The organism is Colwellia sp. TT2012 (assembly GCF_001440345.1).
Classification (GTDB): Bacteria; Pseudomonadota; Gammaproteobacteria; order Enterobacterales; family Alteromonadaceae; genus Colwellia.
The window spans coordinates 657,482-683,533 of sequence record NZ_LJYX01000006.1 but is presented as its reverse complement, the minus strand read 5'-3'; the positions used below and the strand labels follow the sequence as shown (position 1 = coordinate 683,533).

20 protein-coding genes and 1 pseudogene are annotated in these 26,052 nt (G+C 38.6%); 7 read left to right on the top strand and 14 right to left on the bottom strand.

Features of this window, described 5'->3' with window-relative positions; genetic code table 11:
- Positions 1–215: 215 nt before the first annotated feature.
- From ASU03_RS04715 to ASU03_RS04685, 7 genes are all read left to right on the top strand, one after another.
- Positions 216–2,384, top strand: a complete 2,169-nt coding sequence (locus tag ASU03_RS04715; protein WP_057830704.1) for a malate synthase G — start codon at positions 216–218, stop codon at positions 2,382–2,384.
- 475 nt (positions 2,385–2,859) lie between these two features.
- The gene (locus tag ASU03_RS04710; protein ID WP_057830703.1) at positions 2,860–3,300 is read left to right on the top strand and encodes a hypothetical protein; all 441 of its coding nucleotides are present in this window, start codon (positions 2,860–2,862) and stop codon (positions 3,298–3,300) included.
- A gap of 311 nt (positions 3,301–3,611) precedes the next feature.
- Positions 3,612–6,056 carry a penicillin acylase family protein gene (locus ASU03_RS04705; protein WP_057830702.1) on the top strand — a complete coding sequence of 815 codons (2,445 nt, stop codon included), beginning with the start codon at positions 3,612–3,614 and terminating at the stop codon, positions 6,054–6,056.
- Positions 6,057–6,118: 62 nt separating this feature from the next.
- Positions 6,119–6,505 carry an MAPEG family protein gene (locus ASU03_RS04700; RefSeq protein WP_057830701.1) on the top strand — a complete coding sequence of 129 codons (387 nt, stop codon included), beginning with the start codon at positions 6,119–6,121 and terminating at the stop codon, positions 6,503–6,505.
- A gap of 110 nt (positions 6,506–6,615) precedes the next feature.
- A complete protein-coding gene (locus ASU03_RS04695) occupies positions 6,616–7,791 on the top strand; it encodes a chorismate mutase (protein ID WP_057830700.1) in 1,176 nt (391 codons plus the stop codon).
- A gap of 564 nt (positions 7,792–8,355) precedes the next feature.
- Entirely contained in the window at positions 8,356–8,976 is a 621-nt protein-coding gene (locus ASU03_RS04690; RefSeq protein WP_057830699.1) for a GspH/FimT family pseudopilin, read from the top strand.
- Positions 8,977–9,091: 115 nt separating this feature from the next.
- Positions 9,092–9,685 (top strand): GspH/FimT family pseudopilin, encoded by a 594-nt coding sequence (locus ASU03_RS04685; RefSeq protein WP_057830698.1) that lies wholly within the window; start codon positions 9,092–9,094, stop codon positions 9,683–9,685.
- Positions 9,686–9,815: 130 nt separating this feature from the next.
- Here ASU03_RS04685 and ASU03_RS04680 read toward each other — a convergent pair whose 3' ends face one another.
- The 14 genes and pseudogenes from ASU03_RS04680 to ASU03_RS04620 form a co-directional block, all read right to left on the bottom strand.
- Positions 9,816–10,163, bottom strand: a complete 348-nt coding sequence (locus tag ASU03_RS04680; RefSeq protein ID WP_057830697.1) for a TapY2 family type IVa secretion system protein — start codon at positions 10,161–10,163, stop codon at positions 9,816–9,818.
- Position 10,164: 1 nt separating this feature from the next.
- Positions 10,165–10,353: a type IV pilin protein gene (locus ASU03_RS04675; protein WP_057830696.1), complete on the bottom strand. Its 189-nt coding sequence runs from the start codon at positions 10,351–10,353 to the stop codon at positions 10,165–10,167.
- A gap of 127 nt (positions 10,354–10,480) precedes the next feature.
- Positions 10,481–10,574, bottom strand: a pseudogene (locus ASU03_RS22045) (prepilin-type N-terminal cleavage/methylation domain-containing protein); the annotation flags it as partial.
- A 2-nt stretch (positions 10,575–10,576) separates the two neighbouring features.
- The gene (locus tag ASU03_RS04670; protein WP_057830695.1) at positions 10,577–14,155 is read right to left on the bottom strand and encodes a pilus assembly protein; all 3,579 of its coding nucleotides are present in this window, start codon (positions 14,153–14,155) and stop codon (positions 10,577–10,579) included.
- A gap of 37 nt (positions 14,156–14,192) precedes the next feature.
- Entirely contained in the window at positions 14,193–14,738 is a 546-nt protein-coding gene (locus ASU03_RS04665) for a PilX N-terminal domain-containing pilus assembly protein (RefSeq protein WP_231731486.1), read from the bottom strand.
- Positions 14,732–15,712 carry a PilW family protein gene (locus ASU03_RS04660; RefSeq protein WP_269432992.1) on the bottom strand — a complete coding sequence of 327 codons (981 nt, stop codon included), beginning with the start codon at positions 15,710–15,712 and terminating at the stop codon, positions 14,732–14,734. The genes ASU03_RS04665 and ASU03_RS04660 overlap by 7 nt, the downstream gene beginning before the upstream one ends.
- A 72-nt stretch (positions 15,713–15,784) precedes the next feature.
- Entirely contained in the window at positions 15,785–16,354 is a 570-nt protein-coding gene (gene pilV / locus ASU03_RS04655; protein ID WP_057830694.1) for a type IV pilus modification protein PilV, read from the bottom strand.
- Between the two features lie 830 nt (positions 16,355–17,184).
- Complete coding sequence (locus tag ASU03_RS04650) at positions 17,185–17,598, bottom strand: type IV pilin protein (protein WP_057830693.1); 414 nt, start codon at positions 17,596–17,598, stop codon at positions 17,185–17,187.
- Between the two features lie 317 nt (positions 17,599–17,915).
- Positions 17,916–20,984 carry a pilus assembly protein gene (locus ASU03_RS04645; protein ID WP_057830692.1) on the bottom strand — a complete coding sequence of 1,023 codons (3,069 nt, stop codon included), beginning with the start codon at positions 20,982–20,984 and terminating at the stop codon, positions 17,916–17,918.
- A gap of 163 nt (positions 20,985–21,147) precedes the next feature.
- Positions 21,148–21,705: a pilus assembly PilX family protein gene (locus ASU03_RS04640; protein WP_057830691.1), complete on the bottom strand. Its 558-nt coding sequence runs from the start codon at positions 21,703–21,705 to the stop codon at positions 21,148–21,150.
- Complete coding sequence (locus ASU03_RS04635; RefSeq protein WP_082627142.1) at positions 21,696–22,736, bottom strand: PilW family protein; 1,041 nt, start codon at positions 22,734–22,736, stop codon at positions 21,696–21,698. Before ASU03_RS04635 ends, ASU03_RS04640 begins: the two co-directional genes overlap by 10 nt.
- Positions 22,737–22,782: 46 nt before the next feature.
- A complete protein-coding gene (pilV, locus tag ASU03_RS04630) occupies positions 22,783–23,358 on the bottom strand; it encodes a type IV pilus modification protein PilV (protein ID WP_057830690.1) in 576 nt (191 codons plus the stop codon).
- Positions 23,359–23,829: 471 nt separating this feature from the next.
- Positions 23,830–24,759 carry a 4-hydroxy-3-methylbut-2-enyl diphosphate reductase gene (gene ispH, locus ASU03_RS04625; protein ID WP_057830689.1) on the bottom strand — a complete coding sequence of 310 codons (930 nt, stop codon included), beginning with the start codon at positions 24,757–24,759 and terminating at the stop codon, positions 23,830–23,832.
- 225 nt (positions 24,760–24,984) lie between these two features.
- Complete coding sequence (locus tag ASU03_RS04620) at positions 24,985–25,947, bottom strand: PstS family phosphate ABC transporter substrate-binding protein (protein ID WP_057830688.1); 963 nt, start codon at positions 25,945–25,947, stop codon at positions 24,985–24,987.
- Positions 25,948–26,052: the final 105 nt, after the last annotated feature.

Below are 26,052 nucleotides of genomic sequence, written 5' to 3'. Positions count from 1 at the left end.
TGGAGTCGTAGTCATAATAGTCTTACCTAGTATAAATTTATAAGCTTAAAGCACTATTGCCAGCAGTGATAATAAGCCATAGGATTATCATTAATATTTATTTACAACGCTATTTCAGTGTAATTGCGCTAGCAGTGACGTTAATAATAGAAACTTTCACACCAACATTCTTAACACTTTTAATATATTTTTTTTGAAGAAAAGGTCAAGTTATAATGCCAGCAACAGTAACCATAGAAAACTTAACAGTAAGCCAATGTCTTTTTGACTTTATTGAATATGAAGCATTACCTGGCACGGCCATTAGTTCAAAGCACTTTTGGCAGCAATTTTCCAAACTAATTAATGAACTTAGCCCCAAAAACCAACAACTGTTATTAAAACGTGAAGCCTTACAAGCAAGCATAGATAAATACCATCAAGACAATAAGCCCTTTGATTTTGCTCACTACAAGCAGTTTTTAATGACAATTAATTACCTTGTCCCGCAAGTAGCAGACTTTAGTATTAACACCTGTAATGTTGATAGTGAATTAGCGCTTATGGCAGGACCGCAACTTGTGGTACCAATAATGAATGCTCGCTTTGCCTTAAACGCGGTAAATGCACGCTGGGGAAGTCTATATGATGCGCTTTATGGTAGCGATGTCATCAGTGATGAAAATGGTGCCAAACCAAGTAAAGCCTATAACCCAGTACGGGGTAAAAAGGTTATCGCCTTTGCCAAGGATAGTTTAGATCAAGCCCTGCCACTTGTTTCTGGCAGCCATAAGCAAGCGATTAGTTACCACTTAACTGAGCAGCAATTGATGGTAACTTTGACTAATGGTCAACAAACCGCCTTAAAGGTACCCTCAGCTTTTATTGGTTTTACTGGCAGTATCAATAAACCACAATCGTTAATGTTTTCTCACCATGGCTTACATTTAAATTTATTATTTAATGATGAAAGTAATAGTGGTCAGCAAGATGTTACTGGGTTAAGTGACATCATGCTTGAATCTGCTTTAACCACTATTATGGATTTTGAAGATTCAGTCGCAGCGGTAGATGCCGAGGATAAGGTATTAGCTTATCGAAATTGGTTGGGATTAATGACAGGTAAGTTATCTGCCACGGTAAATAAAAATGGTCAAACCATCACTCGTACCATGAACCCTGATTTTAGCGTACAGACACTCAATGGCGACACCGTTACCCTGAAGGGGCGAAGTTTAATGTTCGTCCGTAATGTCGGTCACTTGATGACAAATAATGCCATTATCGATAGCGAAGGTAACGAAGTACCTGAAGGCATACTCGATGCAATGATCACCTCTTTAGTTGCCTTGCATGACTTAAAAGGTAATGGTGAACACCGTAACAGTAGTGAAGGTTCAATTTACATTGTTAAGCCAAAAATGCACGGCCCTGAAGAAGTAGCTTTTGCCGATACCTTATTCTCTCGGGTAGAAAAGGCATTGTCATTACCAAGCAACACCATAAAAATGGGTATTATGGATGAAGAAAGACGTACCAGTGTCAATTTGAAGAACTGTATTTTTGCTGCCAAAGATCGTGTGGTATTTATCAACACCGGCTTTTTAGACAGAACAGGCGATGAAATTCATACCTCTATGATGGCTGGTGCTATGGCAAGAAAAGCCGATATCAAGTTAACGACTTGGATTAGCGCCTATGAAGATAACAATGTTGATGTCGGGCTGGCTTGCGGTTTCAGCCAAAAGGCGCAAATTGGTAAAGGTATGTGGCCAATTCCAGATCAAATGTCAAACATGTTAGCAACCAAGATAAATCATGTGGAAGCTGGGGCAAATACGGCTTGGGTACCTTCACCTACGGCAGCGACATTGCACGCCCTGCATTACCATAAAGTGAACGTATTTGCTGTACAAACACAGCTTAGTCAACGTAAAGCCGCAGATGTTGATGATATATTAACCATTCCACTGGCAAAAAATACCAATTGGAGTGCAACGGAAATAAGCCAAGAGCTAGACAATAATTGCCAAGGAATTCTAGGCTATGTAGTACGCTGGATAGATCAAGGTGTCGGCTGTTCTAAGGTACCGGATATCAATGATGTCGGCTTAATGGAAGATAGAGCGACCTTAAGAATTTCCAGTCAACACATTGCCAACTGGCTAACACATAACATTTGTACAACCGCGCAAGTACAGACAAGTTTAGAGAAAATGGCCCGTATTGTTGATCAACAAAACGCGACTGATGTTAACTATCAAGCAATGAGTGATGACTTTAGCAATAACATTGCCTTTAAAGCCGCTTGCGCATTAATATTTTCCGGTGCTAAACAGCCTAATGGTTATACCGAGCCATTACTGCATCAATATCGCTTAGCAAAGAAGCGTCAACAGCGCTAACTAATAGTTAAAGTTAAACTTAGTCGCTCAAGCGCTAAACGGAAAAAGTAACCAACACAGGCGCTATTGCATAATAGCGCCTGTGTTGGTTGTCATGCTCACCTAAGCGAAGTCAAAACGTTAGGCTAGGTTCAACAACCGCTTCGATTTTTTGTGACTAATGTGATTTTTTTGAAATACTTGGTAATATTTATCCCTTCAAACTGTGCTAATAAATAGACAGCTTATAGGTAATTATTAGCCATTTTACTTTAACAATGTTCTTTAACCGACCTTTACCATCTACCGTGTGAAAGAAGCAACTTATCTCAACTCGCTAGCATAATGAGTAAACAACCAGTAAAGTAACAACTGTTACAATCGTTACAACTAAGTAATCTTAAATAATAGCTGCAGCTCAAGCAATGAAAGACATAGTGGTAGCGAACAACACCACACTTAACCAGTATATGGGTAAAGCTAAAGGATATAGGCAATGAAATCAGTTAAATTACTATTAGTTAGTTTTACTATCACCTTCGTAATATTGAGCAATATATCCCCGGCACTTGCCAAGTCTGCTATTAAAATACAGTATTTAAATGTGAGCAATGCCTATAGCTCGAGCTATAATAACTACAATTTTATCAAGGTCGCGGCAAAAACACCTAGCACACTAGCCACTCAATACCGTAATAATTTTTCTACGGGCTTAATTTTGTCAAACCCGACTATGTTAACGCTAGAAAATTCACCTTTAACAATGAATGTTGTCAATAATTCCAATGAGTTTTTTAACAGCGCCATGGCTTTTAGCGACAAGCTAAACCAATTTATTTCATACTTTACCAGCCCGGTTAAAGGAAATATTACTGAGCAGCTAGAGCCAACACCTAAGAGTAAAGTGATAAAGACGAAGTGTAACAGCAAAGTATAGTTAATGACCCGCTATTGATAAACGTTTTGCCTTAATAATTGAATAAATTGTGCCCTTAATTTAACTTAGATATTACCCCCCCATAATCCAGGGTTCAGCTTAGTTAACTAAATATGGGCAAATCACCAATCTCTCTCGTCCAACAACTCAGTATTTACAAGGCCAAGAATAAACAGTAATACTCTTGAGGTCTATTGAGTTAATAGCCATAAGTATGCTCATACCATTGTTTAAATAAAAGTAACTAAAAATATTCACTCAGGGCATTTTGCGTTACTCTGCTATATCAATTTATCTAGCTTGCCTTATCCATGAACAAAATAAAAAAAATACTCACTGGCTTCTTACTTATCAGTTTATTAGTGTTAGCAACGGCATTAACTTGGCTTTACAGTAAAGTTGATAGCGCCCTACCACTACTAGACGGGAAAAAAACCGTCTTTGGCTTAAAAAATACTGCCATAATTGAGCGAGACCAGCAGGGTATTGCCACGATAAAGGCCGAAAGTAGAGCCGATATTGCTGTGGCTTTAGGGTTTGTCCATGCACAAGAGCGATTTTTTCAGATGGACTTATTAAGACGAAACTCCGCAGGAGAGTTGGCCAGCCTTTTTGGTGTTATCGCTCTTGATTATGATAAATCGATCCGTAAACATCGCTTTCGCGATCGGGCCAGAGCAATAGTCGCTCAGTTGCCCCAAGAGCAACTGGATTTAGTGAAAGCCTATACTAGAGGTGTCAACCAAGGGTTAAAATATTTATCCTCTTCGCCTTTTGAATACCTTCTGCTGCAACAAGAGCCGGTGCAATGGAGTGAAGAAGACTCCATCCTCACTATTTTTAGTATGTATATAGATCTTCAATACCACGATGGTAAACGTGAGCGTACCCTAGGCTTAATGAAAGCAGTGTTATCTGGTGATGTGTATGCATTTTTAGATCCTAAAGGCAGTATCTGGGATGCGCCAATTGATGGTAGTCAATTATCTCCAGCGCCTATGCCTAAAGAAGCTTGGCCTTCTGCTACAAGTGTTAACCTTGATGGTAAAAATGACATTGCATTGGCTAATAACACACAACTAGCTAATAAGATTGCCAATAGATATCAAGGTGAACATTTCCCTGGCTCTAACAGTTGGGCAATTTCAGGCGCGTTAACCTCGACCGGAAGCGCCATTTTAGCCAATGATATGCACCTTGGCATTCGTGTACCAAATACGTGGTTTCGCGCTTCTTTTGAATACCCACATATAACAATTGCTGGCTTAAAGTCCGTTACTGAACAAATTAAAGTCACTGGCGCCACCTTGCCAGGTACTCCAAATATGGTTATTGGTAGTAATGGTCATATTGCCTGGGGCTTTACCAATAGCTACGGCGACTATAGTGATGTGATTGTGCTAACCACTAATGCTGATGACAGCCAATATTTAACGCCAACTGGCTATCAAGACTTTACCTTTCATAAACAGGTAATCGCCATTAAAGGACAAAAAGCCCAAGCGATCACGGTAAAGGAAACAATTTGGGGGCCTGTAATTGGGAAAAACCATCAAGGAAAATCTCTGGCCTATCGCTGGGTTGCCCACGATAAAGAAGCAGTCAACTTAACGGCTACTCAATTAGAGCAAGCAAAAACTGTTGAGCAGGCGTTAGATATTGCGGCTCGCTCGGGTATCCCTGCGCAAAACATATTGGTCGCGGATAAAGACGGCGCTATTGGCTGGACCATTATGGGAGCAATCCCTATCAAAAAAGGCGCCGTTGGTGAAACACCGCAATCATGGAGCTCAGGGGATAATCGCTGGCAAGGCTATTTAATTCCTTCAGACTATCCTCGCATTGAAAATCCAGAAAACAACAGACTATGGACGGCGAACTCCCGTGTCGTTGGTGGTGAAATGTATGAAAAACTTGGTAATGGTGGCTATGCACTCGGTGCTCGTGCAAAGCAAATTAAAGATAATTTACTCGCCCAAGAACAATTTGACGAACAAGCGCTACTTAAAATAGGCCTAGATGATGAAGCCGTTTTTTTACAACGCTGGCAGCAGTTTATTCTTGAGACCGTGTTAACCGAACAAGTACTTACCCAACATAATAACTTTGCGCAAGTAAAAACATTGTTAACAAACCCCAAAGTATTAAGAGCTAGCATTGACTCTGTTAGTTATCGCTTAGTGCGTAACTTTAGAATTAATCTTAGAGATAGTGTTTTTTTCGAATTGAATGCAAGTTTAAAAAATATTGATGACGCTTTTAATTTTAACAGTATTCGCCACCAAATTGAAGTGCCCTTATGGCAGCTTATTAATGAACAACCCAAGAATTTCATGATGCTAGGAGAAAATAGCTGGCAAGAGCTGTTTACTAAGGCGCTAACCTTAACCCTTAAGGATATGTCGACTAACCAGCCACTAGATGCTGCGACCTGGGGGCAACAAAATAGTTCGGCAATAAAACACCCCTTGAGTAGTGCCCTGCCGCTATTACATTATTGGCTTGATATGCCAAGTGAAGCATTAGCCGGTGATAGCTATATGCCAAGAGTACAAGGAAAAGCCTTTGGCGCCTCTGAACGTATGGTGGTCTCACCAGGTCACGAAATTGATGGTATATTTCATATGCCAACTAGCCAATCAGGTCACCCTTGGAGTCCGTATTATGGCATGGGACATAGTGACTGGGAACAAGGTATAGCTTCGCCATTTTTACCGGGAAAAACGCAGTATACGTTGACTTTGCTTAGCTATTAAGTTGTGTTTAATGGTGAAGACAATATTGGCACTATGATCACAATTTAATAAAGAGATAAACTATGACTATATTAATTATTTGCTTGTTTTTAGCACTGTTTTTACCACTACTGGCAAAAATACCCGTAGCTTTTGCCATGGCTAAACTTGGCGGATACAACAATAACCACCCAAGAGAGCAGCAAAGCAAACTGACCGGATTTGGTGCTCGTGCCCTCGCTGCCCATCAAAATGCTTTTGAGTCAGTTATTCTTTTTGCCCCCGCACTTCTTTTAGCCTTGGCAACAAACAATAGCCAACCAACAATACTGGTGTTGGCCGTTGTTCATATCATTGCACGAGTGCTCTATAACCTTTTCTATTTGTTAAATATTGGCCTATTAAGATCAATAGTATGGGCTATTGCTACTTTATGCAGCTTTGCCATAATATTTCAATGTATACCTTAACCACTACTGACAAACAAAAACGTCTAAAGAAACAGTTGACACTATTTAGCTAAGCTAGCTAGAGTAACTACTCAAGATAAACAGTCAATCAACAATAAAAAGGTAAACTAGTGAGCGAAAAGTTAGATTTAAATGAAATACGACAAGAAATAACGCTTTTAGATCAAGATTTATTAGCTTTGTTGGCTAAACGTCGGGCGTTAACACTTAATGTCGCTAAGAGTAAAGTGCAACAAATCCGCCCTATTAGAGATCAACAACGCGAACAAGCGCTTTTAATACGCTTAATTAAGCATGGTAAAATCTTAGGTTTAGATGCTCACTATGTTACCAGTGTATTTCAAACTATTATTGAAGACTCGGTTTTAAATCAACAAGCTTACTTACAAACACTGGCTAATCCTGATATTCAAGTGCCAACCGTTAGCGTAGCCTTCCTAGGTGATAAAGGCTCATATAGCTATCTTGCCAGCCATCGCTATTTTTCTCGTAGAGCAGAGAAAATCATAGAATCAGGTTGCCAACGTTTTTCTGACATATTACATCAAGTTGAATCAGGGCAAGTTGATTACGGCATGTTGCCTATAGAGAATACTAGCTCAGGTAGTATTAACGAAGTTTATGATTTACTGCAACACACTAACCTCTTCATTGTGGGTGAAATAACTCAACCGATAGAGCATTGTCTGTTAACGTCGGTAAACACTAGCTTAGATAAAATAAAAACCATATACGCACATGGGCAACCCTTTGCCCAATGCAGTAATTTCTTAGATAAGCAAACGGGTATTCGTATTGAATATTGTGATAGTACTGCCGATGCCATGGCACAGGTTGCTGAGTTGCAAGATGAAACCATTGCGGTAATTGGCAGCGAAGAAGGTGGCCACCTTTATCAGTTGCACGCTTTAGAGTACTCTATTGCCAACCAAGTAGAAAATCACTCTCGCTTTATTTTAGTTGCTCGAAAAGCAATTGACGTGGCAGAACAAATTCCAGCAAAAACTGCGATTATTTTGTCTACTGGTCAAAAATCAGGTGCTTTAGTCGAATGCTTATTAGTCCTTAAGCAAAAAGGCATTAACATGTGCAAACTTGAATCTCGCCCTATTCAAGGACGCCCATGGGAAGAAATGTTTTATATTGATGTCGAAGCTAATTTAAAGAGTTTTGCCTTACAAGAAGCAATTAACGAAATGACCCCACATACCAACTTCATTAAGGTTTTAGGCTGCTACCCGATAGAACATATTAGTCCAACGAGTATTCCTAGTAGTGCGCTATAACGGTAATAACACCATGCAAAGGAAGTGTTATAAATAGGCTCTGTTGTAGTTTAGTGTTGCTGAGTAAACAAACAAGACACATAAACTTCTGACGTGCATGGATGCACTAATGTCGTGGAGACAGGCGTCTAGGAACGACCATAAGACTCTACACAAGTATCCATGCATGTGTAGATCGCCTTATCACTTCATTAACACTGAACATAAAACCATGTGCTTATAATGTAAACAACCGTGTTATGGAATAGAGCCTATAAATATTAAATACCTTGTATGATTTGCTTGATAATCATACAGAACACTACTTTCATACACCCTTCAAAAACGTAGACTCACTTTTTCAATGTTCGAAAGTCAGCCTTCACCAGCCGATTTTCAACTCTCATGATAAATCTACCGGGCTTTCGTAAATAGAGTTATTAACATTCATAAAAAATAGACATAAAGACAAGCAATACCACTTACTTATGATAAATAGCTAGTCAGAAAAGTTTATTTTATCGCATTATCAATTTTTATTAACTATAACTGTTAATCAGGACAATAAATAAAAATGGACTTTTTATGTTTTATGTCACTTTAATAAAATTCAATAATCAAAAACTGCCTCCATCTATTCTTTCCCTTAAATTACAAAAAGGTATTACACTAGTTGAATTGATGATGAGCTTAGCAATCACCTCAATATTAGCCGTAATTTCCTTACCTAACTTCAATGAATTTACCGTACAGATGCGTGTCGATAATGAAATATCTATGTTACAGCGTTTACTGCTCACGGCTCGAAACTCAGCAATCAACAGTGGCGAAAAGGTAATAATGTGCCCATTAACCGAAGGTGGTCAATGCACCACTAACTGGCATGAAGTTCTGAGTGTTTTTATTGATAAAAATAATAACAAAACTTATGATGCGGCAAATAATGAAAGAATAGTAGTGACAAAAGCAGCCATTAAATTAGGTGATCAGCTAATTTATGGCAAAGGGCGGACCATGGTTACCTACCGGCCCTCAGGACACTTAACGGGCCTAAGTAATGGTACCTTTCGCTACTGTCCACTTGGTCATGAGGTTAAGTCGCGAGGCATTGTCATTGCTCGCTCTGGACGATTTTACGTAACTAGTGATATTGACAACGACTCAAAAGATGAAACTCGTATGAATAAAGAAATAACATGTAATTGATAAATTCTATCAAGGCCATAGCAAGCTATATTGTTTTCACAACTAACGTAACTAGCCTGATACCGTAGAAAATGTTATAACAGGTACTATCGCAGTATCTGTTAGGTCATTAATCATGGAACAATTTAATCCTCAATCAGCTAAAATAAAGCACATTACTAAACTGACTAAAGGTTTTAATTTAGTTGAGCTGATGATCACTATTGCGATCGCTGGTATCCTAAGCATGATTGCTCTACCCAGTTTCAATGAACTTTTAACAAGAATGCGTGTTGATAATGAGATAAGCGAAATACAAAGGCTATTATTAACCGCTAGAAACATGGCGATAAATACCGGAAAAAACACCACGGTTTGCCCTATTAACGCTGTAGGGGCTTGCACAACGAATTGGCAAGATGAAATCAGTGTATTTACCAACAACGTTAATACATTAGCTAATAGTAATGTCTTTGCCGCAAATGATGAATTAGTTAAAATAAAAGCAGCGGTAAAATCAGGCGATACACTGCAATATGCGCAAACAAGTGTTATTTACACACCAGCAGGACGCTTATTAACCATTGCTGCTAGTTTTATTTATTGCCCTCAAAGCGGAGCTGGTCGAGGTATTACTGTTTCCCTTTCAGGTCGAAGCTATACTAGTTCAGATACTGATAACGACGGTATAGAAGAAGATAGAACAGGTGCTGATGTAATTTGTCCATAAGTTAATATGTTATAATTACGGGGCGATATTATTGAGGTAGGGATTTATAATTTGAATAAAAAGCACCTTGTTAAACTTAATATATAAGTTCAACAAGGTGCTTTTTCCATTTAAAACAAATATAAGTAGACTACCTTGCCACTGACTTATCTAATTGTTTTGCGCGGCTAGTACTAAACTTCTCTGTGGATTTAATACACTCTTTTACTTTCATTATGATTTTTTTGATGGTGCCATTACTTTTAATAACTTTACGACCATGCAATATTCCTTTAGCTTGATTGGGCGTTTTAAAATCTCCTATAACAAAGCGTATATCCTCACCACCACCACGGTATTCAACATAACACTTTACTGTCATTTTAGTATTTTTGGCTCCAACATGTTTTTGGTTGCTCTCTTCAGCATTAGTAGCAAACGAACTGCTAAAGACCAATATAGCTAAAGTGGCTGAAAGTATTGATTTAAATCCTGTCATATTATTGCTCCCAACAATTGCTTGAAGTTCCGCCTTTCTGCCCAACTTCATTTAGAGTTAATGTTAAGCACTGGGTATCTTTTACTTGAGCCTTTTTCGCAGTAGCCGTTAAAGTAAATAAGGTTTTATTGGTACTTGTAGCCTCAATGCTGTAATTTCCTGATAGTGTTAGACTATGGATCAGCCACACCTAAGGCCGTCAGATCTGCTGTGTAAGCTCGCCAATCAACAAATCGCTGCTCCTGCAAGTTAGGCTAAGCGCATCAGTTCCCCCTGAGATTCAGCGCGGTTTGAGTGCAGCACAAAGTCATTGTCCGAAGGGTAAGCAATTGCAGCTAAAATACCAATAATCGCCACAACAATCATTAATTCAATTAAGGTAAAACCACGAATTTGTTGTACTTTAATCATTATTATTGTTCCGTGCGGTAAAGGTAAGTACGTGAAGTCGTTAAATTAAAACCAACAGTGATAATAACATCTCCAACAATGATATCTCCAGAATTAACTTGAGTAGAGTTTGGATCCGTACTCGGTAACACAATTAAGGTAGGAGAACCCAACCAGTCATCATTGATCTTAATGACTCGGTCATCGTTATCACGCGTAGCTGTTTTGACTACCTGTTTACTGACCCCTAGGGCAAGATCGACCGCATAAAGATTGCCGCTGCCTTCAGGAGGTTTGCAGCCAACTAAGTTATCAAGTACTGCCGGCGTATAAGTGGTGAAGTAAACGATGCCTTTAATAACCAGTCCCGCTGAAGTATTTTTCTCACCATCTTCTAATAAGTCCATATACCAGCCTGATTTTTTACTAACCGCAAGTTGTAACGCTTCTTCTTCTTGTGTGGTCGTGGTTTTACTAAAAGGATTATCGGTATAATCATAAAAACTAGCTTTGGTAAATGCTGTCGGTGTTGCCGGTACTGAACTGCCAGAGAAAGTTTGACTAACAATATAACTATCCTTAATCATATAAAGTGTATCGCTGGTATCTTTACCAAGCGGATTTACTCTATCTCCTGATCCTATGATCACAGCATCGTAAGGGATTTCCTGATGAACCGTCATAGTTGTAGTACCACCACTGCCATCACTTACTGTGGTTTCAACCGTTTCAGAAATAAAAGTACGTACTATCGTGGGCTCATAGAAAAAGCGTTGATCAATTAAATTATCAGTTTCACTGCCAAAACTGGCTAACTTGAACACTGAAAACTTAGTTTTATCAGCGCCTGGCATATCTACACGCCAAACATTACCACCAGTATCGCCAACATATAAGCGGTCAACTAAACCATCCCCTGTACTATCTAACAACCCAATTGTCGATGGAATGCTATCTGTACCTGAAAATGTTGTTGTTCCTCCTGTTGGCGCTAAGCTCCATAAAAGAGCGCCGGTTTTAGCATCTAGCATATAAATAGCTCGCCCTTTGCTATCCTCTGTTCCCACACCTAAATAGTCTTTGTTAGTATCGTAGCCACCACCAATAAATAACACCGGACTCGCAGTAGTATCTGAAGCATTCAATCTGGAATAACCCACTTTAGGTTGTGACCAAGATTGTCCTAACTCTGAAAATCCAGGACTGGTACTATCAATATGCCACATTAACTCAGGAGCTGAGGGGTTGGTAATATCTATCGCATAATACGAATCGCCACCGCGTCTTAAGCCAAAGAATAGCCATACAGTATCTTTATCATCAATTTTACCGTCGCCCTTTATATCATTGAGGTGAACAGTTATTTCGCCATCAATACCATAAACTTTTTTGGCTGTGGAATAGTTATCACGCAGAGTTTTAATGTTATGAACCAATTCTTTTGGCATAAAAGCCCAATTTTCTTTTACCGTATTGCCCTCATCCTTAAACATATGTAAAACACCGGCATTTGTACCAACAATAATTCGTATATCATCCTCACCCGTATAAGTACCGGTGTCTTCGTCATATACTCTACCGCCATAATTGACAACTACTGGCTTTGAGTGCAATGGATCGGCAAAGGCATCTTTGCGCATGTCTACATAACTTCCATCCTTATCTTCATCATCCACATCAATACCCTTTGCCCAACTAATCTGCTGGTCGATAGATATACTTTCAATGGAGTCTCCTTTATCATCATTGAGCCCTAGTACACCTAGCTCTTCCGCCAAACCTGTAGCATCAGTGAAAGCGGATTCAAGATTGCTTCGGTTAAAACTAACTAAGGGCCCGACACCTGCATCCATAAAAAATGTTCGTGTTGTAATTTTATCATCGGTAAACCAAGAGGCAACATCCCACACAGGTGCATCGGTATTATTAGCATTGCAGACATTACTATCACTTCCTAGCCCTACTATTTCACCATCTTTAGCTTTATATTTTTTTAAGTTACCTTGCCATCTTGCACCTATTTGAGGTTCAAACAAGGAAAAATAAATAGAGTCTGAAGTTTTAACTCCATCTAAGGGCGCTACTGAGGCGGATGTTAAGCTACTTATTGACGGTGGTAACTGATTTAAAATTCCTGTTATAGCATGTGTTAATTGCGAACCATTTTTTGCTATATAAAACTTACCTTGCCCTTGCCTTGCTGTTTCTGTTAATAATGCAGTCGCTTGAACAGCTCCCTCACTAAAACCGATAGTATGAGTAATAACTCTTTGGATACCATCTTGGTTAAGGTTTATATCATAAGTGCTCATCCAACCGGCTAAAGCTGGCAAGTAACTATTACTACCATCAAGGGTATAACGCTCTCCACTAAAGCTAACAGGTCCCATATTACATACATCACCCTCGACAGGTGCTTCAGAAGTCAACGCTTCTATTTTTGCATCAGCACCAAAATCGTGGGTTGGTACGCCATCTGTGATTAAAATAATGTGTGAGACACTCGATGAACACTCAGTAAAAGGAGAGTCATAGCTGCCATCAGTGACAATATTAGTATCCATTGGTGGTTTATTCTTTTGATAGCTATCCCAACTAACATTTATATCATCGTCACCGAATTCAACTGGTTTACCAGCAAAATATTGTGAAGCCTCATAAACTGACTCGCAAAGTGGTGTCCAAGTATCGGCACTGATTTTATTATTAATAATATCAAGCAATTTAGCCTTATTACCTGCTGTCATTTCTGTTATGCCTAAAGCAATACGACCACCATTACCATCGCTATCACCATCACCTTTGTTATAGTTAAAGATCTCTATACCAAACTCGATTGACGGAGTACTATTAATAACAGCAGTGATGCTATTTTGGGCTGACTCCAAACGAGAGGTCGGCACTTCAGAAACACTTTGGCCATAGTAGTAGCGTAAATATTTAGCGCTATAAAGGGTGACATAACCACCTGACGACCAATTTACATTAGAAGGTCCTTCATCTAGGGTGTGATATTCAGGTGAGTTTTTACTGCCTTTAAAATTGATCGGATATCCCTTTGGAAGCCCCGCAGCATTTTCTTTAGAGCCAACATTTACGTTATTAACAAGCTGGTAAATATCATCTTCACAGTCTAGTACTTCAATATTTAAACCATTGTTTTCAGGAATTTCATTCCAAGTACCTTTATTGCCTTTAAATGAATACTCACGAATGCGACCATTATAAAATCCCTGTGTAGCTAAAATTTGTTTTGAAGTTTCACAACTGTTAATTTCTGCTAAGAATCGACGGGCATCACTTGGACTAGTGGGAATAGAAGTACTATCATCGGCACCACCTTTATTGAAATAAGTGGCTTCATCATTATAGGCATGTGCGGGCCCCTCAGCAAGGTAGTCTTCCTCGGGGTCAAATTTTGGCAACTCATCAGACACAGTCCCCATACTGCCAGAATTATCAAATATAATCAGTACCTTAGTAGTCTTACCGGCCTGCCTAACCTTATCACTTACATAAAGTTCAATGTCTTCACTTAAGGTTATATTTGATACACCAGAAAGTGATATTGCCAGTAGACTTATTAAAAGAAACTTGTTCATTGTTAGATCCCCATACAATTGTTAAGCAATTGCAATATCATCGTAATAGTTGTTGAGCGATACCCGCATTAACTTGCACTGTACTGGTCTGATTTCGACCATAGACTTTTGTTACTTGCACCCTAAGGACATTACAAGTAAACACTTGTGTCGAAGAAGCTGACCTGGAGTGGGGGCAGTCAGACACTAACACAAATTGATTATTGGCTAAGCCGATAGTTGCGGTTATAACATCATTATTAGTATTACTCTGCACTAAATCAGCCAAGACGTCACTGTCACCATTTGCATAATTAACAATAGGTAAAGCGAAGTCATTTCTTTCTCCGGGTCCAATCTGGCGAAATATAAGCTCATCTGTGGCACCAAAAGCCTCTTCATTGGCGACAACTTTGGCCTCACTCGCCCCTGACATTTTCATATCGGTAGTGGTATTTAACATCAATGCAGAAGCTACTGCCGTTAATGCAACCAGAAACACCAATGAAACTACTAGCACAACACCACGTTGTTTATTTCTACTTTTATTTAAACTCTGACTATAGTGATTTAGCTGCTTTTTAACTTTGCTAATTTTTACCATGAGTCCACACTCGCATTATATAAGGTTACTGTTGAGCTAAAGAGTAAACGTCGAAAATTATCATTTACAGTAAACGCCAAACCACCAAGTTGATAGGTATTGGTATTTTGATATTTGTTATCCGGTAATATACTTCGCGCTAAAACATAAATTTTAACGGCTAAAATTCGAGTGCCTGCGGCATTATCCCATAAACCTGCATTCATAGTATTTGCAGAGATATACCTATCAACAACACCGGTAGCTTCAGGACCTATTCCATACATAAAACGAATCATTTCAATACCGTCAATTATAGGAGCAAAACCCATTCTTAAATTGGCAATTCGTCCTTGCATTAAAACTGGTACGACATTATTACCAACTGTTTCATTTCTGACATAATAAACATGGTGCTGATATTGCCAGGTCCGGGCATTATTAAGCACAGGAGCTGCGCCACCAAAAGGGAATATTCCCCCTGTAACCGTATTCGTTGTTAAAAAATAATTACCCGCAGTTGCTATAAGTAAAGGGGCGGCACCTACAGGGTTAGCAATAACTCGTTTTATTTGGATAACATCAGAGCCTACACTGGTTTGACTTCCTGCAGGAAAGCAGCCAAGTGGGTTAGGCTGAGCAGCAGTAAGTGTTTGCCCCCAAAGCGTACGAAAATGTCCGACACCTAAAGGGAATGTTGCATTATTAACACCTCCCCCGACACAATCATTGCCTGGCGCTGCAGGAACAAGAGTTAAATTAGCGGTGCTAAAGGTCCCTGAATAATCCCCCCAAAAATTTTGATTCAATAGGTCATCAGTAAGCACACTAATAGCAAAACGGCCATTTTCTTGTAATTCACCGTAGCTTGAAGTCTCAGCTGTTGTTGTTCTCATACCGACAAAGATACTCATCACACCAGCAAATAATATTAGGCCGATAGCCATTGAAATTATTAGCTCGATCATAGTAAAGCCCTTTGAAGACTTACTTATTCTTCTATGCTTAGTGACTGATCGTTTTATTGGCTTATTTATGTGACTATAATTATTCATGAATACGCTCATCTAAAAAATAAAGGCTTGGACAACAACTTGGCGTCGCTTGCTTCCGCTTACCCCACAAGCATTAACACCAGTTCCAGCATCAACTGTATTAGTTCTACCTTGCCAGCTAACAACAACAGTATATGCATTACCGTTTTGTGCAATACAACCTCTACCACCAACTAAACCACCTACACTTACAGTTCCATTATCTGTAGTAACATCTCCTCCCATGAGTGCTAATTCCCATTCATACCGGTCATTATCAATCATATCTACATCGCTAGCATCATCTTTATAGACTCCGTCCTCCTTACCATAATCGTTTTTCACATATTCAATTAGTGTTAAATTTGGGTCTGTCGATGGTTTTTGCGCACGCATTCTGGCAATAATATCTTGCGCTAAACTTGAAGCTAGTGAGCGTTGCATAGCATCAAAGCTGCCCTGTTTGGCTATTACTTGCATCGCAACTGAACCTAAGATACCCGTAACCATAATAACCAAGGCAATTAGCACTTCGATAAAAGTCATGCCACGTTGAAGATGGGTATGTTTAACAAATGAAATACGACTGCCAATTTTTAACATTCGATAAGTTCCCCAAAAGTAATAAAATTATTTTTGTAGATATTCCGCACACAGATAATACGATTTAAGCGTTGAAAGTTTTTATTAAAACACCTGAGAAAAATATTGCTAGAGTGAGCGTGTGTTGGAACAGTACCAAGTATAAATCTACTAGGGTGGGTGAAATATATTGCGTTATATAGAGAAAACAACCCGATTAACTGTAATAAAGACTTCATCATCCCTCCTTCTATTATCAGCTAGAGCAATAAGATTTACGGTGGTCAATCATTGGTGATTAATACAAAAATCAATTATTATTAAATTTTATTTTTTCAATAAATTATATTTATAGTAAATATACAAATCAAAAAAGTGTAAATAAGTTGACTCAGATACAATAGAGTATGGGTAACTTTATCTGTTTAAGCAAAGCTGAAAAATGAAAAGGGGAGTAATTAAACCTATTAAAATGCATTAGATTTAACTAATATGAGCAGTAACAATTACTTAGGTATTGTTCATTGTCGAAAATAATACTGACAAAGAGGGCTAGCAACACAACCACGAAAATCATTAACTAAGGTGGCCGTATTGAGTAGAATTGTGTGAATTACGTTGAAGTAAGCTGGTCAACTGAACGCTATGTGACAAGATATAAAATACGATCCAGTTAGAGAAATATTTGTAAGAATAACCTTGTCCTACCTCCCATGGCTTATCGTCGAAACTCTGATTGTTAATATCTTGACCTACATGAGCCGACTCTTTACTAACGGCTCTGCGTAGGCTGAAGTAATATCTACCTACAATATACTGTCAGAGTAAATTCCTTTATAATTTTTTTCATATTATTGTTCCCAACAATCGGAGGGGGTTTTCTTACCGGTATCAGTAATGAAAATGTTCTTGCAGTCCGGATCATTGGTAGCCTGAATCCCTAGTGCTTTCGCTTTTAGATTAAATGTCCTAGTGTTAACATTAAAATTCCTTAGCATAAGCTTGTATTTACCTGATTCAGTGGTGAATTTAATACCACTTCCTACGCCTAACTTACTTATATCATTAGTATAGACTCGATAATCAATAAAATACTGCTCCTCTAAATTAGCAATACGTAATAGTTCTCGTAAGGCTTCAGTACGATTTGCCCGGGTAACGTATTCAGTATAAGAGGGGTACGCTATTGCGGCCAATATGCCGATAATTGCAACTGTTATCATCAATTCTATTAAAGTAAAACCTTTTACATTAACTTTTCTCATTAGTTATCCTCTGCAACATATAAATAATTTTTTGACGTTTATAATGACAAACTTTAATCGTTCACTTTACCTCAGGTTAACAACTTATGAGTATAAATCCATTTAGCTTTTACGTTTATAATATTTGTAATATGAAGTTACCTTAGATTTAGTGTCAACAACCATCTGGGCATTTATCAACCAGCTGATTAATTGCCAATTACGGCTAAATCAGCAACAATTGCAACTGTTATCATGAGTAATATCGAGGTAAAGTCAAACTGCTTTTTTGTACTGATACAAGCAGTTTGATTTAATCTTTGTCACTATTACGTCTGTTAATTTTCAGGAATCGTTAAAGAGGTTCTCATGGTCTGTAAAGTAAAACCAACTTCCAGCACTTCTTTCCCAATAATAAGGTTGCCTTGTGTGTGCTTGTCACCTGTAACAAGGTCTTCGACTTCGGTAGATATTAATGTTGCCGCCCCCAAAAACTGGTTACCTATGTGTTTAATTCTGTCATCCCCTGCCCTGTTATCGGTGTGTGTTCCCCAATCATATTTTTTAAATCCTAGCGCTAAATTAACAGCATACAACCAGCCGTTACCTGGCTCGACCGAGCAAGAAACGGCTGCGGAAGGGGTGTAACTGGTAAAATAGACCACATTATTAATGACAATAGATTTAGCAGAGTTTTTTTCACCTGGTTGTGTTAACTTAAAAAACCAACCAGATTTTTTACTAGCTTCTATTAGTTCATCTTCTTGATCCGAAGTTAAGGTTGGGTAACCCTTAAAAGGATCAGTGGTATAATCATAAAGTGCACTTAGGGTAATAATCGTAGGTAGCGGTGTAGCGGGTGAATCACCAAATTGTTGAGTTTTTATGTACTTGTCTTTAATCATAAAAAACACATCGTTCGTATCAAGCTCAGTCGGTGTTGCTTTATCACCGCTGCCTAATAATATGGCATCGTAAGGGACTTGTTGTTTAACAATTGTAGCATGCCGCCCTGTTCCTACCTTATAGGTTTCAAGAATATACGTTCTAACAATATCGGGTTGATTAAAAAAACGTAGGTCGTTAGCATCTGTTGTTCCTGCTAAACTAGCCAGTTGTATGATTGAGCTATGAAGCAAAACTTCATCAGGCATATCAACTCGCCAGACATTACCGCCAGTATCCCCAACATATAATCGGTCAACAAAACCATCGTTGTCGCTATCTAAACTAGCAATACTTGAGGCAATACCATTTTTGGCACCCGTTGGCATTTTAAATATGTACGAGCCTGTTGCGGCATTAACCATATATATAGCCGCCCCGAACTCATCCTCGTCTAGGTTTGCCCCGGGTCCATCTTTTTTGATGTCATAACCACCACCAAAAATAACCACTAGTTTATCTGTCTCTGCATTTAACGCTGATTTAACAACTTTAGGTTGCGAAAAGGTTAACCCTAATTCGGCAAAGGGATCGGTCTTTTTTATATGCCACATTAACTTAGGCGTATCAGCAAGACTAATATCAAGGGCATAATAACTAGAACCACCACGTCGAAGGCCAAAAAATAGCCATGCAGTATCGCCAGGGTCCACTTTGCCATTACTATTTAAGTCCTTTATATGAAGTGTGATCTCACCATCAAGCCCATAAATTTTATTATCTATTGCAATTGTATTTTGACGTAAAGGTTTAATATTTTTAAATAATTCTTTTGGCAGGTAAGCCCATTTTTCTATTACTTCAGTATCACTTACATCTTTAAACATATGTAAGACCCCGGCGTTAGTACCTACCACAATACGAGTACCACCGACAGCGTAATTAATGACTATGGGTTTAGAATGTAAAGGGTCGCCGAAGACGTCAAACCTAACAATCGTAGCTACATCGTTGTCATCATCATCGACATCTACACCCATTGCCCACTTTATATGGTTAGGGATATCAGCGACTTCACTAGGAGGAATATCAAATAGCGTTAAGGTATCATTAGTCCAGGTATTATTAGTCCCGGGAATATTAGTCTTGTACTTTGTCTCCATATCGCCCACGGAAAAAACAGTTAACGTGCCTTTGCCGTTTATATCCGTCAATAGTTTTCTATCAACAGTCGCCGTTGTTCTTAACATTTCAGCGACCCCTCCTTTGTTTACATCATTACCATCAACCTCTGCTGACCAAAAACTTTTTGCATTTTTATCAAACTCTCCCGTTGCATCAATTGCGAGATTGTTGTTTGCGTCTTTTTGCTCGCCATTGACAATTTTATATTTTTTTATATTTCCTTGCCATCTTGCGGTATTGCTTGGCTCAAACATACCGTAATACACAGCATCTGATGTTATGATGCGATCAAAACTCGATACAGACGCAGAGGTTAAAGTGCTAGTGGCCATGATTTGCTCTAATATTGCCCCTAACGAGCCCTTTAACGCTTCGGCAGTGCTGGCTGCATGATACTTGCCACCAGCGGGAGAAGCATGTTTACCTGAGGTAGCTGGTAGTGCTGCAATGCCATCACGCGCCGCAAGTTCTAGTAAGTTAGTCGCACTTGTAACTCCAGAACCAAAACCAACAGTATATATTTTTACTGAAGCTACAATAGCACTTTCATCAGTGTCCACAATTGCAGTATTTAATTTCAGATGGTCATCATCACCTGTAAGTCCAACCCAGTTTCTGGTAGCCATCCAACTACCCAAAACACCTAAATAGTTTCCTGCTGTACTAGTTCCCGTTAACGTTGCAACCTTAACGTTTGCATCAGTATCTATAGTTGGTTCCCCATCAGTAATATAAATAATGGTAATTTCTTTGTTACAAGTAATATCGGCAAATGGGCTGGTATAACTTCCAGTGGCAATGATACTGAGTGGTGTATTCGTATCGTGATTTCCATAATAAAGGTTACCACCAGAAAGATAACGATATGTTTCATAGAGCGTTTCACACAAGGGGGTGCCGTTCCCTTCAAAAGTTGTATAAGTAGCACTTGTAGGATCACCTGGCTCGCTATCAAGAATACTTATTAGGTCAGCTCTATGAGTACTCTCACTTAAATTTTTCAGGCCAAAAACAATGCGACCACCATTAACAGTCTCGGCTGTATTATTTACATTAAATAGTTGTAAAGCAAAATCTATGTCTGGATTATCATTAATTAAATCAATAATAATTTCCCTTGCTAAGTGGGCTCTTGACAGAGGATTATTGACACTCTGATCAGTTAAAGTATTACCATTAATATCAAACATGACCATTGAAGGTGAATTATCTAAAATAATCAGCACACTAGGACGTTGAACAGTGACGGAGTTATTATCGACATACAAGTCTATATCGTCACTAAAAGCTTGATTTGACCATACCAAAAACAATATAACTAATACATATTTTATCATCTTTTACCCTTAACATTAATACCGTTCGCCATGAGGTTTTTTATACATTCAACCATAATAATTCAACCCTAATAATTCAACTCAGTACTAGCGTACTTCTAAAGCTTGGTAAACTGCTGGTATTATTTAAACCGTCAGTTTACACAGAGAGCCAAGCAGTGACTTAATTATTTGATAATAATTGCTGTACTATATTCGCATTCACCACGATAATACTGGTGTTATTTCTACCGTATGGGCGCTGTATTTGCAGTTGTAAATAGTTGCATTCTATTATGCCAACAGAAGAAGCGACGCTGGATCGTGGGCAACTGTACTCATCAAAGGTAAGGTTATTGATAAGAACAGTATTGGCCGTGGCCCCAGTTGCTGTTGCTGCGGGTAACAGTTGGCCATTATTATAACCGGCAAAAGCGTCTAAACCCCGAGCAAACAAATTGACTGCTTGTTGATTCAATTGATTATCAATAACCTCATCAACCGCGCTTATTGCTGCTTGCATAGCAACGACTTTTTCATTACTCGCACCCGCCATTTTCATATCGCTGGTAGTATTTTGCATTAATGCCGCTGCAACACCAGTTAATGCCACGAGAAAGACTAGTGCGACAATAAGCACTACCCCCTGTTGTTTTACTGGTAGTGGCGACAAAATCACTTTACTTAAGCCTCTTATTGGTAAAGTATTATGTCTTAAAAAACCTTTATTTTTTATAACCATGTGTCCCCCGAATTAAATAGCGTGACTGTTGAACTCAATAATAACCGACGAAAATTATCTGCTGGTATATAAGGTGTTTGATCACCCAAGATATAGGTATTTTCATTCTCATAGTTATTATCAGGTAAAATACTTCGCGCCAGTACGTATATTTTCACCGCCAGTATTCTACTGTTAGTATTATTCCATAACGCTGCTGTCATATTCGCTGCTGAAACATAAGCATTAATAACACCATAACCTGCCACGGTGGGATCTATAACGTTACTAACTCCGTACATAAAATATATTCTTTCAATGCCATCCACCATGGGTTCATTGACCATTTGAGTAGTTAAACGCCATTTCATCAGCACAGGGATACCTGCTCTTACATAATAAATATGATGTTGATATTGCCATACTTGACTATTATTAATAATGGGAACAACGGCAGCTGGCACCAGTGGTAGTTTATACAAAGCGCCATGATCAGAATTAGCAACAAAATAAGAAAAATTATTAGCCAGTGGGACTGCTAAGGGATCTGCGGGATCTGAGGGGAATGCGATGACACGTTTAAGCTGTATCACATCAGAATCAGGTGCTGCATCAGTTATGCAAGTCATGTTGGTTGCACCAACGGCGGTAGAGGTTTCGCCCCATAAGGTTCTAAAAGTGCCAACCGCTAGGGGATAAGTACCATTATTTACGCCCCCGCCTACACAATTATCCAATGCAGCTATTACGGGCACTGCGTCAAGGCTGCTAAAATTTAACGAACCGGTATAATCACCCCAAAAATTTTGTCTAAGCAAATCGTCAGTCAAAAGGCTAATAGCAAAACGGCCATTTTCTTGTAATTCTCCATAGCTTGATGTTTCTTTGACTGTACGCTGCATACCAACAAAGACACTTAATACACCAGCAATAACCACTAAACCTATCGATAATGAAATCATCAGTTCAACTAAAGTAAAACCTTGTTGGCGGGTTTTAACTTTAAGAAGTACTAGATTAGCTCGGTTACTGTTTTTAAGATTTTTTTTCATATAATGATTCACACAAGGTAGATGTTTTAATTAACTGTACTATCGACTATATAATAAAGGCATTTACCACCACGTGACGACGTTTATTTTTTATTGTTTTACAGGCCTTACCTATCTTAGAACTAACACGTTCAGCAAGCTTTATTCTGCCTTGCCAAGAAATAGTCACGGTTACTCTATTATCGTCAACTACGCGAATACAACCAACACCATTAACTAGACCGCCAACCAGTGACGTGCCATATTTAGTACCAGCCCCCATCAAGGCTTGTTCCCATTCAAATAAGTCATTTGCTGTAAGTTGGGCTGCTGTACAGCCAACAGGTAATGCTGCAGCACAATCAGTTTTCTTACCCGCGCCGCCACCACCAAAAGGGCTACCTAGTTGATAATTAGCAATTGCATTGGGGTTATTACCCCGCATTCGTTCAACAATATCTTGTGCTAAACTGGACGCGAGTGAGCGCTGCATAGAATCAAAACTACTTTTCATTGCCACCGCTTGTAGTGCAACAGCCCCTAAAATACCGATAACCAATATAACGACCGCTATTAGTACTTCAATGAATGTCATACCATTTTGATTCTTTCTGAAACTAGATAATATTGAAAGTTTTTTCATATTCATTCCATAGTGAGCACAAATCAATTTATTCTAAAAATAAAAAGGGCACTTTACCTTTAGATTGGTGTAAGAAAAAACAAATAGGCAGACAAGATAACATAACTGTCCGTTTTTATTAAATATTACGGTAATAAAATAGAATGGTTTTATTTAAAGGTTCATGATGAAAATTCACTATCCTTGCAAATTTATGGCTTAGCACTGGCAATATTGAATACATAAAACAGCACAGCTCATTAGAGTAGTGAAACACGTCATAAATACGTTTAATATCTACTGCTGCCACTCACCGCCTTAACCTACCACAATTCATTTATTAAACACTAAACATATTCTAATAAAGTAGATAAGTCTGGCCTATTTTCACTGCTACCGACGGCTATCTATTAACACCTCATAGCATACCAATTCTAATAAGTAGGACATTCGGAAATGACCACTTATTAAACGTTAACAGGTAAAATTAGACTAACGCAATTCTATCGGGACTGCAAATACGATGTTTTCTTCTTTGCCTGGATGTTCGGTAACTTGATGACCGCCATAGTTTTTTAGCGCTTCAACAACTTGTGTAATTAACACTGCTGGCGCTGAAGCTCCCGCGGTTACTCCCACTTTGTTAACCCCAGTTAACCAATCAGCTTCAATATTTTCTGCAGTATCAATTAAATACGAGGTGACACCCATTTTACTTGCTAACTCTTTAAGTCGATTGGAGTTAGAGCTATTTTTTGAACCAACGACCAACATAAGATCAACTTTATCCGCTATTTCACGAACGGCATCTTGACGGTTCTGAGTGGCATAACAAATATCATCTTTACGTGGCCCTTCAATCAATGGAAATTTAGCTTTGAGGGCAGTAATAACATCCACAGTATCATCTACGGATAAGGTGGTTTGGCTACAAAAATAGAGTTTCTCTGGATTTTTCACTACTAAAGTTGCGACATCCTCTGGAGACTCAACTAAGTAAATACCGGCAGAATCATTACTATATTGCCCCATAGTACCTTCTACTTCTGGATGACCGGCATGACCGATGAGAATACACTCAATGTTTTTACGACTAACACGAGACACTTCCATATGAACTTTAGTTACTAAAGGGCATGTGGCATCAAATACTTTCAAATCTCTATTTTTAGCTTCGTCTTTAACTGCTTTAGATACGCCGTGAGCACTGAAAATAATAGTATTATCATCAGGAACTTCATCGAGTTCCTCAACAAATATAGCACCACGTTTTTTTAGCCCATCGACAACAAATTTATTGTGGACAACTTCATGACGGACATAGATAGGCGCACCAAATAAATCTAATGCGCGTTCAACAATACTAATGGCTCTATCAACACCCGCACAAAAACCACGAGGGTTGGCTAAAATAATTTCCATACCTTTCCTTCAAAATAAGCAATAACAAAAGCTGGTTGGCATTATATCAACGAAACAGTACAATTATCTATATTTTAACAGCGGCTAAAGTAGCTAACCATAAAGAGTACATATTGCAGGGGTTATAGCAGAGAGAGAGAGAGAGAGAGAGAGAGAGAGAGAGAGAATAAAAAAAGCGAGCTTAGTTAAAAGTTCGCTTTATCAAAAAAGTACCCGTGGTAAATATTATAACAAGCCTAGTTTTTGGTACTCTTTTGCCGCAACGGCACTTGGCAAGGGTATATAGCCATCTTTTTCAACAATGGCTTGACCTGATTTAGACAGTATCATTTTCAAAAATTCAGCTTCCATAGGTGGCAGCGACTTATTAGGATGTTTATTTACATAGACATACAAATAGCGCGATAACGGATATTTTCCTGAAATGGCATTTTCCACATTAGCTTCAATATAGTTTTTGCCTTTTTTAGCTAAAGGTAAAGCTCGGACTCCAGAAGTACGATAACCTATACCTGAGTAACCAATACCGTTCAGTGAGGCTGATACAGATTGAACGACCGATGCTGAACCCGGTTGCTCATTGACACTATTTTTAAAGTCCCCTTTACATAACGCTTTCTTTTTAAAGTAGCCATAGGTACCCGAAACAGAATTTCGACCATATAATTGTACATCTTTGCCTGTCCAAGCTCCTGATAAACCAAGGTCTCCCCAACGGTCAATATTTTTATTAGCTCCGCATTTACGATTGTTGGAGAATATAGCGTCGACTTGAGCGATTGTTAGCCCTTCTAACGGATTATCTTTATGAACAAAAACAGCTAAAGCATCAATAGCAACTCTAACTCTAGTCGGTTTATAACCATAGCGTTTTTGAAAAGATTCAATTTCTCGCATTTTCATTTTACGGCTCATCGGTCCTAAATTTGCGGTGGCTTCAGTCAATGCCGGTGGCGCAGTTGAGGAACCGGCGGCTTGAATTTGTATATTAACGTTTGGATAAGTACGCTTAAACTCTTCGGCCCAAAAAGTCATCATATTAGCTAATGTATCAGAGCCAACTGAAGATACATTGCCCGATATACCGCTAACTTTTTTATATTCTGGTAATTGGTCATCGAGTGCGAGAGCAGAAAAACTAACTAGACTTGATAAACTAATAATACTTAACATTTTTTTAAAACTCATGGTGTCTCCAATAAGAGTTTGAACTGATTAATTATTCATACTATACGAAGTTAATATGACAGTTATGCCGATGTTTTATGACAAAAATATGACGAGTAACTATAA

Bases quoted from the DNA above. Each gene is read 5' to 3' on its own strand.
- ASU03_RS04635 (WP_082627142.1), bottom strand. From the start codon at position 22,736: ATGAAAAAAAATCTTAAAAACAGTAACCGAGCTAATCTAGTACTTCTT.
- pilV (WP_057830694.1), bottom strand. From the start codon at position 16,354: ATGTTAAAAATTGGCAGTCGTATTTCATTTGTTAAACATACCCATCTT.
- ASU03_RS04680 (WP_057830697.1), bottom strand. From the start codon at position 10,163: ATGACAGGATTTAAATCAATACTTTCAGCCACTTTAGCTATATTGGTC.
- ASU03_RS04620 (WP_057830688.1), bottom strand. From the start codon at position 25,947: ATGAGTTTTAAAAAAATGTTAAGTATTATTAGTTTATCAAGTCTAGTT.
- ASU03_RS04690 (WP_057830699.1), top strand. From the start codon at position 8,356: ATGTTTTATGTCACTTTAATAAAATTCAATAATCAAAAACTGCCTCCA.
- ASU03_RS04710 (WP_057830703.1), top strand. From the start codon at position 2,860: ATGAAATCAGTTAAATTACTATTAGTTAGTTTTACTATCACCTTCGTA.
- ASU03_RS04685 (WP_057830698.1), top strand. From the start codon at position 9,092: ATGGAACAATTTAATCCTCAATCAGCTAAAATAAAGCACATTACTAAA.
- pilV (WP_057830690.1), bottom strand. From the start codon at position 23,358: ATGAAAAAACTTTCAATATTATCTAGTTTCAGAAAGAATCAAAATGGT.
- ASU03_RS04705 (WP_057830702.1), top strand. From the start codon at position 3,612: ATGAACAAAATAAAAAAAATACTCACTGGCTTCTTACTTATCAGTTTA.
- ASU03_RS04650 (WP_057830693.1), bottom strand. From the start codon at position 17,598: ATGAGAAAAGTTAATGTAAAAGGTTTTACTTTAATAGAATTGATGATA.
- ASU03_RS04640 (WP_057830691.1), bottom strand. From the start codon at position 21,705: ATGGTTATAAAAAATAAAGGTTTTTTAAGACATAATACTTTACCAATA.
- ASU03_RS04645 (WP_057830692.1), bottom strand. From the start codon at position 20,984: ATGATAAAATATGTATTAGTTATATTGTTTTTGGTATGGTCAAATCAA.
- ASU03_RS04715 (WP_057830704.1), top strand. From the start codon at position 216: ATGCCAGCAACAGTAACCATAGAAAACTTAACAGTAAGCCAATGTCTT.
- ASU03_RS04700 (WP_057830701.1), top strand. From the start codon at position 6,119: ATGACTATATTAATTATTTGCTTGTTTTTAGCACTGTTTTTACCACTA.
- ispH (WP_057830689.1), bottom strand. From the start codon at position 24,759: ATGGAAATTATTTTAGCCAACCCTCGTGGTTTTTGTGCGGGTGTTGAT.
- ASU03_RS04665 (WP_231731486.1), bottom strand. From the start codon at position 14,738: ATGGTAAAAATTAGCAAAGTTAAAAAGCAGCTAAATCACTATAGTCAG.
- ASU03_RS04670 (WP_057830695.1), bottom strand. From the start codon at position 14,155: ATGAACAAGTTTCTTTTAATAAGTCTACTGGCAATATCACTTTCTGGT.